The organism is Aquimarina agarivorans (genome assembly GCF_000218485.1).
In the GTDB taxonomy this organism is placed as follows: Bacteria; Bacteroidota; Bacteroidia; order Flavobacteriales; family Flavobacteriaceae; genus Aquimarina; species Aquimarina agarivorans.
In genome coordinates this window covers 1-4108 of sequence record NZ_AFPB01000093.1, presented here as the reverse complement: position 1 = coordinate 4108, position 4108 = coordinate 1, and the positions used below count along the sequence as shown (strand labels likewise).

General features: G+C 32.2%; 6 protein-coding genes. All 6 read right to left on the bottom strand.

Translation table 11 applies throughout. The features are described from left to right. Positions 1 to 219 precede the first annotated feature (219 nt). A complete protein-coding gene (locus GMC_RS0105570) occupies positions 220 to 480 on the bottom strand; it encodes a Txe/YoeB family addiction module toxin (RefSeq protein WP_010521210.1) in 261 nt (86 codons plus the stop codon). Next, positions 481 to 729, bottom strand: a complete 249-nt coding sequence (locus GMC_RS0105565; RefSeq protein ID WP_010521209.1) for a type II toxin-antitoxin system Phd/YefM family antitoxin — start codon at positions 727 to 729, stop codon at positions 481 to 483. Between the two features lie 38 nt (positions 730 to 767). After that, entirely contained in the window at positions 768 to 1130 is a 363-nt protein-coding gene (locus GMC_RS0105560) for a hypothetical protein (protein ID WP_138940572.1), read from the bottom strand. Positions 1131 to 1435: 305 nt separating this feature from the next. Continuing rightward, a complete protein-coding gene (locus tag GMC_RS0105555) occupies positions 1436 to 1936 on the bottom strand; it encodes a hypothetical protein (protein ID WP_138940571.1) in 501 nt (166 codons plus the stop codon). 6 nt (positions 1937 to 1942) lie between these two features. Next, positions 1943 to 2293: a hypothetical protein gene (locus GMC_RS20555; RefSeq protein WP_010521206.1), complete on the bottom strand. Its 351-nt coding sequence runs from the start codon at positions 2291 to 2293 to the stop codon at positions 1943 to 1945. A 360-nt stretch (positions 2294 to 2653) separates the two neighbouring features. Continuing rightward, positions 2654 to 3784 carry a DUF5675 family protein gene (locus GMC_RS20545; protein WP_010521204.1) on the bottom strand — a complete coding sequence of 377 codons (1131 nt, stop codon included), beginning with the start codon at positions 3782 to 3784 and terminating at the stop codon, positions 2654 to 2656. Positions 3785 to 4108: the final 324 nt, after the last annotated feature.

The window sequence follows — 4108 nt, the reverse complement described above, 5'->3', positions numbered from 1 at the left end:
CAATCAACCATGACACAAAAAAGACCGAGAACACGACGGGCCAGACCAAGGTGGCTGGGACAATAGCTTTTTTGTAGTCCTGCAACGCAAGTGGAAGTGAATACTAAAAAGTGTTGGCATTGGGTGGGGGCTGGTGAGACCTTTGACAGTGTAATAGGTACTCGACTGCTAAGGAGTAACCTATGTTAATTAAATTTCGACCGATAGGGAGTCACTTGGTTATTTACCATAATGATAACGACAACCTGCTATCAATAATTGATCTTTTTCATATTTATAGACTAATCGATGTTCCGCTGTAATTCTTCTTGACCAATAACCTTGTAAATCTCCTTTTAAAGCTTCTGGCTTACCAATACCATCAAAGGGAGTACGCTTAGCACTCTTTATAAGTTCATTAATTCGTTTTACTATTTTCTTATCGACCTTTTGCCAATACAAATAATCTTCCCAAGAAGCACTAGACCAAATTAATCTCATTTACTCTATGATATCTTTTTCTACTCCATTACCCGATTCTAATTCCTTAATTGAACCTAACAAAATATCTCTGTTTTTTCCTGTCAATAAGTAGGTAGTTTCTTTTAATGAATTGTATTCGTCTAAAGAAATTAAAACAAGGTCTTTACCGTTTTTACGCTTAATGATAACATCACTTACATCATTAATTACTTTCTCAAACCAATGCTTTAGGTTTGAACGAAAATCTGTATAGTTTACTACTTCCATAATACAAATATACTCAAAAAGTACTTAAAAAAGTGCCTTTATTGAATGTGTTCCACTAATTCAAAAACATGCGCATGACCTTGTTGACCTACTAGCTTTACGATCTTTTGATATTCTAATTCTCGGACGACTTCATAAATACGGCTTTTGCCTTTTCTAAGTTGTAATCTTAACTGTTTTAAAGTAAAAGGATTACTACCAAAATGATATTGGATTTGAGTGGCATACCAACGAAGTACAGGAGATAACAAAACACTTCGATTTGTAAGGTCTAGCTCTCTTTGTAAAATGTGGATGGCATTGCAAATATCTTCTCGTGTCACATACAAATTCCCAAACTTATCTTGATCTCGGTAAAACTCACTAAGCATGCATAAACTCGAAGCCGTTTTACTAATCACTTGTTTTTGAGGTTCAGTAAAAAAGCATGTTTATCAATCAAGTAATCGTATTTATTAATAGTATTTCGTTTTGGGTACAGCATTTTTACCAAGTGATTAAATGCTTCGGTATGGTAATTCAATCTTCCTCAAAAAGATAAAGATGCTATCTTATATAATCTTGATGCTTTATTACGTGACGCTAAAACTAGAATGGCATATCAATAAAAATCCACAACCTAAAATAAGCTGTGGACTTTTATATACTTTATCCTCTTTGTAGGAACGGAATGCAATTCCGCTCTATCATATCAGAGCCATCAGGATTAGAAATCACACTTTTTCAATGTAGGAGATTTGAAGTCTGTATTATCTACCCATTCTCTTTTCTTAGTTACGTTACTATAAAAACCAAGCCATTTAAAATTAGCATATTTTTTATCTATTAATTTTAAAGTTCCTATAATACTATCTTTAGAGTAATTATTCCAATTCAAACTATTACCACCTCGCCCCAATTCTTTTGATGTAAAATAGATATTATAAAAGTTACTTTTAATATTCTCATATCTCCCTTTCAAATAAACTTGGTTTGAGTTAACCTCTATTTTTAAATTATTATCATCCAGTATATCAATATACCCCGAACCAGCTTGACAATTATTAGTCCAATAGCCAACTATATCAAATGTATTAACAATTGGTTTTCTAGTAGATCGAGCTACTTTATTAATCTCTTTATTTGATGATATTTCAGAGCCTTTTAAAATTTTCTGTTTACACCCAAATAAGCAAAGAGAAAAGATTAATAATTTAATTTTATTCATCCCCAATTATTTTTTTTCGTTTGAATAATCTCTCCACCCAAAATCAAAATATTTTTCATTAGGACTAAATTCCGCAGCCCCAATATTTAAATCTTCTGAACATGGGATTTTATAATGCCCCCAAGAACATTGACTCTCTTTATTGGTTTTGTAACTAGTCCAAGTTCCAATAAATTGATTATTTGAGTAGGAGTCAGAATCAATATCAATATCATCGTAATATAGTTTCCCATCAATATTTATATACCATTTAGTTACAAATATTCCTTTAAAAACACCTGTTGCGCTATAATTTGAATTTTCAGAAAGTAAGAATTCAGCTACTATAATTCCTTGATTCTTTATTTTTCCTTTCATCCAATCATCAACACCATATGTAAAGTTTTTAAAACTACATATTTGTTGGATATCAATATTGCCTTCAAAATTTCTTGTATTATCTCCTACAGTGGTACTCCCTAAAGCATGATACTGGCTATCTGTTTTTTTTGTAATTGATTTAATATGAAAATGAAGTCTTTTTTGTTTTTTCCTATGAAACCTAAATAATTTACTCTTTGATCTAAAAGTATTTTGCTGAGATCAAGCTCATAAATTATATCTGAATCCTTCAGCTCTTGTCCTAATTCTCGTTTATACGTTTCTAACCATTGATCAGTTGTACAATTTTGAGAAATAGAATTTAAAGACCATAAAAAAAGAACAAGCGATAGTAGTCTAGTTAATTTCATCTTTGATAACTACTTTAACATTTTCAATTCCCTTTTCTTCTATGTAGTCAATAATTTCATAGAATTTAGTAGTACTCCCTGTATTTCCTACTATATCTCCGTTTTTCTCTTTCAAACCACTTCCTGGCAGCAAACAACCTTCTGAATCTTTTCCTGTATTCCCTATATGTATTAAAATTCCTCGAGATTGAGCTACTGTATCGTTATACAGCTTAGGAAATCCATTTTGTAATATTGGCTGTCCTTTTGAAACATATTTATCTAAAGGGAAATTATCTGATGTATGCCAAACTAAACTATATGTGCCAACTGGTATACGTTTATCCTTTCCACTTTCTGCAGTCTCCTCTCCATAAGGCTCTGCAATATAACCTTCAATTGTTGAATTTGATATTGAAAAAGATCCTATTGTTGTACTTTTAGAATTATTTCCTGTCCAGTGATCCCATTTCCTAACTATTGTAATTATACTATCTGTATCAGAAATAGTATTTTCACTGCAACAATTTATTCCAAATTTCTTTAAAAAACCTGATGGTAAATGAAGATCAGATTCCCCTTTTAATTCTTTTTTTAAATAATCATTATAAAGCTTCAATGCCTCTTTCATTGATTTAGCTGGCTGCCCGTAACGTCCAGGAGGTAAACTAGCCCATTCATAACTTGCTAAATCTTCTAAGCCTTTTCGGATTTGATTTTTTATAATAAGATCTATTAAGTCTGGACGCTTATATTTCAAGATAATAACGGCAAAATAATCTTGACTTAAAGGAGTGAAATCTTTAATACCATATTCCTTTCGTTTGTTAATCATTTTTTTGTCATCCCAAACATACCCCATTATCTGATATGCGCCTGCTGCTGAACTATGAACCTTATTTCCATCATCATCTGTATACCAATATACCTTTATCTGAGGGTGATTACTTAAATCCTTATTATGTGGTGATTCAGTAAAATTATCACCTCCAAATAATCTTGTATAACCAGGTTCTCCTACTGTTCCTTCACCAACTCGTAACATTCTTAAAAAAGCTCTAACTCTAGCTTCACCCATGCAAATCCCTTGTTTCTCATCCGGAAACATAAGTTTCAATTGATTGATAAAAGCTAACATCTGTGCACTTTTTTCCTTTAAGTGCAACTTTTTACGTAAACGTCTTTTGGGTGATATGTCTGTCTGTGCTAACACGATTCTAAAATAAGCGTTTTATTTTCATTTGAATAATTAGAGTATCATTATTGTTCAGATGAAGAAAAAATAATAGCAGTAGTTACCCGCGCAGTGGCAAGCCAAATGTTTTACAAACAGCCTTTGTCTTGCTACTGCTTGCTATCCCTTCGCGCCACCTAAGCTTAGTTACATAACCAGTAGTTATACCCGCACTTCCTTGCGTCAGGGGCTATAACCTAATTATGTAAAAAAGCCGCTTTTGCCTTA

Bases quoted from the DNA above. Each gene is read 5' to 3' on its own strand.
- GMC_RS0105570 (WP_010521210.1), bottom strand. From the start codon at position 480: ATGAGATTAATTTGGTCTAGTGCTTCTTGGGAAGATTATTTGTATTGG.
- GMC_RS20555 (WP_010521206.1), bottom strand. From the start codon at position 2,293: ATGAAAGGAAAAATAAAGAATCAAGGAATTATAGTAGCTGAATTCTTA.
- GMC_RS20545 (WP_010521204.1), bottom strand. From the start codon at position 3,784: ATGTTAGCTTTTATCAATCAATTGAAACTTATGTTTCCGGATGAGAAA.
- GMC_RS0105555 (WP_138940571.1), bottom strand. From the start codon at position 1,936: ATGAATAAAATTAAATTATTAATCTTTTCTCTTTGCTTATTTGGGTGT.
- GMC_RS0105565 (WP_010521209.1), bottom strand. From the start codon at position 729: ATGGAAGTAGTAAACTATACAGATTTTCGTTCAAACCTAAAGCATTGG.